This window comes from Streptomyces prasinopilosus (assembly GCF_001419695.1).
GTDB classification, from domain to species: domain Bacteria; phylum Actinomycetota; class Actinomycetes; order Streptomycetales; family Streptomycetaceae; genus Streptomyces; species Streptomyces prasinopilosus.
On record NZ_LIRG01000650.1, the window covers coordinates 1 to 5,208 of the forward strand.

General features: G+C 74.7%; 4 protein-coding genes. 2 read left to right on the forward strand and 2 right to left on the reverse strand.

Annotated elements, in window-relative coordinates; all coding sequences use genetic code 11:
* The coding region (locus AOK18_RS23945; RefSeq protein ID WP_240503294.1) for a cellulose-binding protein at nt 1-1,322 on the reverse strand (1,322 nt) is incomplete at its 3' end.
* Between the two features lie 266 nt (nt 1,323-1,588).
* Nucleotides 1,589-2,914: a radical SAM protein gene (locus AOK18_RS23950; protein ID WP_055695678.1), complete on the reverse strand. Its 1,326-nt coding sequence runs from the start codon at nt 2,912-2,914 to the stop codon at nt 1,589-1,591.
* A 285-nt stretch (nt 2,915-3,199) separates the two neighbouring features.
* Here AOK18_RS23950 and AOK18_RS23955 point away from each other — a divergent pair, with 285 nt between their 5' ends.
* Nucleotides 3,200-4,456, forward strand: a complete 1,257-nt coding sequence (locus AOK18_RS23955; protein ID WP_055695679.1) for an FAD-binding protein — start codon at nt 3,200-3,202, stop codon at nt 4,454-4,456.
* A gap of 124 nt (nt 4,457-4,580) precedes the next feature.
* Nucleotides 4,581-5,208, forward strand: a 628-nt coding sequence (locus AOK18_RS23960) for an ROK family transcriptional regulator (RefSeq protein ID WP_157865153.1), incomplete at its 3' end; no start/stop codon positions are given.

The window sequence follows — 5,208 nt, forward strand, 5'->3', positions numbered from 1 at the left end:
TATACGAGACAGGTCCGGGCCGGGCTGATGGCCGCCGCCGTCCTGCTGTCGGGCCTCGCGCTCACGGTCTCCCTCCTGCAGTTCGGCGGCGGGGAGGCCGACAGCGCGACCCGCTCGGCCGCCGACCGCCAAGCGGCCGACCCGGGCCCGTACCCGCCCGCGGACCTCGGCGCCCCGTCCGCCCCGGCCCCGGACACCGCTTCCCCCGACGGCGGGACACCGCCGGCCGGCACCACCTCCGAGGAGCGCGCCCCGGGCCGGCCGGCGGTGTCCCGCCGTCGGTCCGGGGCCGGGGCGGACGGGGCGCCGAGGTCCGCGGGCGGGTACGGGCCCGGGTCGGCCGCTCGGCGGTCGGCGGCCGAGCGGGTCGCGCTGTCGGCCTCCCCGCCGCCGAACTGCAGGAGGGAGACCGTGAGCGCGAGCCCCGACACCAGGACGGCGGCGGCCATCAGCCCGCCCCGGACGGCCCGCGTCCGGCCCGGTCCGTCGGCGGGGGCGCCGCCCGCCCCGCGGCCGTCGGGCCGGGCGGGACCGAGGCGCGCCTCGGCCGCGCGGCGGCGGCGTTCCAGGTAGGCGAGGCCGCCCCAGCCGATGACCCCGCCGACGAGCGCGGCGGGGAGCCCGCCGTCGTGCAGCCGGAGGCAGGCCGCGGCCTCCGCGCACCGCACGCAGGTGGCGAGGTGCCGGGACAGGTCGTCGGGGGTGTCGGCGGCGGGCGAGCGGGTGACGGCGTCCAGCAGCCGGGCGTAGCTGCGGCACTCGGCGTCCATCGGGGAGTCGAGGTGGTTGCGGTGGCAGCGGTCCCGGAACAGGCCGCGGACCTGGTCGAGTTCGTCGGCCACGGTGGCGGGGTCGAGGCCGAGCCGGCGTGCCGCCAGGGGCAGGGGCAGGGACTCCGCCTCGGCCAGCCAGAGCAGTTCGGCGTCGGCCTGCTGCAGGTCGCGCAGTCCGCGCAGGGCGACCGGGCGGCTCAGCGGCGGGCCGGTGTGGCGGGCGGCCTGGTCGGAGTGGAGCCACAGCCGGAGGTCGGGGTCGAGCCGGTGTCCCTGGCCGGTGTCCTCCCAGTCCGCCGCGGTGGCGCGCACGGCGGTCAGCAGCAGGGGTATGCGGGGCAGCCGGGACGCCCGGCGGCCGGTGCCGCGCACGGTGCCCGCCTCCGCCTCGCGCACCTCGCGTATGCCTTGTGCGAACGCTTCCCGCGCGAGGTGCGCGGCGGCGGTGGAGCCGGCCGTGCAGAGATCGGCGTAAGAGAGCACCGCGTCCCAGCACTCCGAGAACAGCGCTGTCTCGGTGGCGTCCTGGGGGGCCGGCAGGTCGGGCATGGGTCTCCTGCATCCACGAACGAGGTCAACTCACCGCGTCGACGGTCAAGTTGGGTTTCCTCGGGGCGATGGGCGAGCTTTTCACGACCTCGACACAACTGACAAGCGCCGTCTCCGTTTCGGGCAGCGCGGCACCCGGGTGCGCGCCCCTCGCGCGCGCTCTCCGCCGCACGCTCTCCGCCGGAGGATACGCAAGGAAGGCCGGAACGTCTCGGCGTTCCGGCCTTCCCCGTCCTCGTCCCCGGCCCCTCGTGGCCCTCGCTGGATCAGGCCTCGACGGGCGCCTGCTCCGAGAGGCTGTCCATGAAGGAGCTGACGGAGAACACCGCGCGCCCCGGTCCGGGCGGACCGTAGCCGGGGGGCGAGGACAGGCCGAAGTCGTCCATCGTCGCGCGGTAGGCCTCGAGCAGCCGGATGTGGTACTCCAGCGGCGCGCCCTGCGGGTTGGCCTTGCCGAGCGGGGTCGTCGGCTCGGGGCACCAGGTGGTGAAGCGGGGGGTGATGCCGTGCGACATGAAGAAGCGCAGGCCCTCGGTGGTGGAGGCGATGGCCTCGTCGACCGTCTTGAAGCCGAACGGCTCGGCCATCTCCACGCCCGCCACGAAGTTGGGGATCACGTTGCGCGCGCCGAAGACGTCCGCGGAGTCCAGGACGCGCCGGTGCCACTCGTCACGCCCGACGTAGCGCTCCTTGCCCGGGCAGAAGATCTTGAAGAGGTACTCGTCCCACACCTCGTAGTTGGGGTGGTAGATCTGCACCCCGTAGTCCTTGAAGCGCTGCACGTCGTCCTTGGGCAGCGCCTGCGCGACGACCTTGCCGATCCAGCGGCCGGGGAAGCGCTCCTCGATGGCCTTGGCGTAGTGCCCGTAGAAGTCGGCCTCGTCACGTCCGGAGACCGTCCTGGTGATCGCGCCGCCGGTCAGGGTGTAGGCGGTGGACGCCTTCGCCGTGTCGTAGCGGTCGATGATCTCCAGGGCCTCGAGGACCTCCTCGACGTCCTTGACCCCGGTGTAGGGGCGGCCGGCCGCCTTGTGCTGGCGCCAGTTGTGGTTGATGTCGCAGTACTGGCACTCCTCCTTGGCGCCGAAGTACTGGCAGACCCGGAAGACGGTCAGGTAGATCAGGTAGCCCCACTGGATGGTCGGGGCCACCTCCATGACCGACTTCCCGTTGGAGAGGGTGTGCCGGTAGTACTCGGGCATCGGCGGTACGCCGACGTCCGAGATGCGCTTCCCGTCGAGGTAGAGCCCGAGGACGCCGTCCTCGTTCGCGGCGACCCGGTACGGGGAGGAGGGGTTCACCCGGACGGAGACCACGGTGCGGCGCAGGTCGTAGGGGCCGCCGGTGAGGATGATCTCCTCGGGCGGGCGCCGCAGCGCGGCCTCGCCCAGCTCGGGCAGGGTGCCGTGGTCGAAGGAGAAGATGAAGTACGACTTCGGCTTGACCTCGCCCTTCTCGTTGTCGCTGAGGGCGGACGGATCGAAGGCGACCCCGCCCCGGAGCAGGTCCTCCTTGATGACGGCCTCGCGCGGCACGTGCGGGAACCGCTCCATCAGATCCTCGACCAGCGCGGTACGGCTGCCGCTGCCCATCCCGTGTCTCCTTCCGGCTCGGACGTACGACTCCCGGCTCGGACGTACGACTCCTCACGGTATGCCCCCGCCTCCCGGTCCGCGGTACCGGGGCCCCGACGTGACGTGGGACACCCCCCGGTGCCCGCGGGAACGGGGGCGTCCTGCGGGTGTCCGCCGGCCTCGGCGCCGCACGGGTCCGGGGCCGGCCCCCGCGGGGAGGCGGCCGGGCGACGCCTACCCCGGACCCCGCGATAAATTCCGGCGGGGACCTGTCCGGTCCCGCACCTCGGGGAAGGACGACCCATGGCCGAGACCGTGACCAACTGGGCGGGCAACATCACGTACGCCGCCAAGGAGCTGCACCGTCCGCACACCCTGGACCGGCTGCGCGCGCTGGTCGCCGGGAGCAGCCGGGTGCGGGTCCTGGGCAGCGGGCACTCCTTCAACGCGATAGCCGAACCGGGCCGGGACGGCGTCCTGCTCTCGCTCGACGCCCTGCCCGCCCGGGTCGACGTGGACACGGCGGCCCGGACGGTGCGGGTGGGCGGCGGCGTGCGGTACGCGGAACTCGCCCGCCGGGCGCACGAGCGGGGGCTCGCGCTGCCGAACATGGCGTCGCTGCCGCACATCTCGGTGGCCGGTTCGGTCGCCACCGGCACGCACGGCTCCGGGGTCGGCAACGGCCCGCTCTCCTCGGCGGTGCGCGAGGTGGAGCTGGTCACGGCGGACGGTTCGACGGTGCGGATCGGCCGCGGGGACGAGGCCCGGTTCGGCGGTGCGGTCACCTCCCTCGGGGCGCTCGGCGTCGTCACGGCGCTCACCCTGGACCTGGAGCCGGCGTTCGAGGTCGAGCAGCACCTCTTCACCGAGCTGCCGTCGGCCGGGCTGGACCTCGCCGCCTTCGAGGCGGTGATGTCGGCCGGGTACAGCGTGAGCCTGTTCACCGACTGGGCGGCGCCGGGCTTCCGGCAGGTGTGGGTGAAGCGGCGTACGGACCGGCCGCTGCCGGACTTCCCCTGGGCGGCGCCCGCGACCGAGAGGCTGCATCCCGTCCCGGGCATGCCGGCGGTCAACTGCACGGAGCAGTTCGGGGTGCCGGGTCCCTGGCACGAGCGGCTGCCGCACTTCCGCGCGGAGTTCACCCCGAGCAGCGGGGCGGAGCTGCAGTCGGAGTACCTGCTGCCGCGCCGGTTCGCCGTCGACATGCTGCACGCGGTCGACGGGATCCGGGATGCGGTCGCCCCCGTGCTGCAGACCTGCGAGGTGCGGACCGTGGCCGCCGACGGCCAGTGGCTGAGCCCTTCCTACGGGCGCGACACCGTGGCCGTCCACTTCACCTGGGTCGCCGACACGCCCGCGGTGCTGCCCGTGGTCCGGCGGCTGGAGGAGGCCCTGGCCCCCTTCGAGGCGCGGCCGCACTGGGGGAAGGTGTTCACCGTCCCGGCGGCCGGGCTCCGCGCCCGCTACCCGCGGCTGGGCGACTTCCGGGCCCTGGCCCGGTCGCTGGACCCGGAGGGCACGTTCAGCAACGCGTTCGTGCGGGACGTCCTGGGCGACTGACCGCGCCCCGGCCCCGCCCGACTTCCTCCAGCCCCTTTCCGAACCCCTTGTCGAACACCGGCACCGACCGTAGCCTTGCCGCGCGCCGGTGCCGCCCGGCACGGCGGGGACGGGGGCACCTCCGGTGAAGCGCACCTCGCGGGACATCCGTACCGCCAACCGCTACGAGGTGCTGCGCCAGATCATCGCCGAGTCCCCCGCCTCGCGGCAGGAGCTGGCGGCCGCCACCGGGCTCAGCCTCGCGACGGTCGCCACCCTCGTCGGCGAGCTGCTCGGCCTCGGCATGATCACCGAGGTCGGGTTCGAGGAGTCGGCCGGCGGCCGTCCGCGCGGCCTGGTGGCCGTCGACGCGGCGGGCGGCGCCCTGATCGGCGTCGACCTCGCCGAGACGTACGTCCGGGCCGAGCTGTTCGACCTGGCGCTGAACGTGCTGGCCCGTGCCGAGGAGGAGGTGCGTCCCGGCGAGAGCCGGCCCGAGCGGGTCGTGCACCACGTGGCCTCGGTGGTCGGCTCGGTGGTGGAGCGGGCCGGCGTCGCGTCCGCGCGGGTGCTCGGGGCCGGGGTGAGCGTGCCGGGCCAGGTGGACCGCGCCACGGGCGTCTGCGCGTACGCGCCGAGCTGGGACTGGCACGACGTGCCGCTGCGGGACCTCCTCGCCGAGCGGATCTCCCACCCGCTGTACCTGGACAACCCGCTGCGCGCCTGCGCGGTGGCCGAGCTGTGGTGCGGGGCGGCGCGCAGCGGGTTGTCCA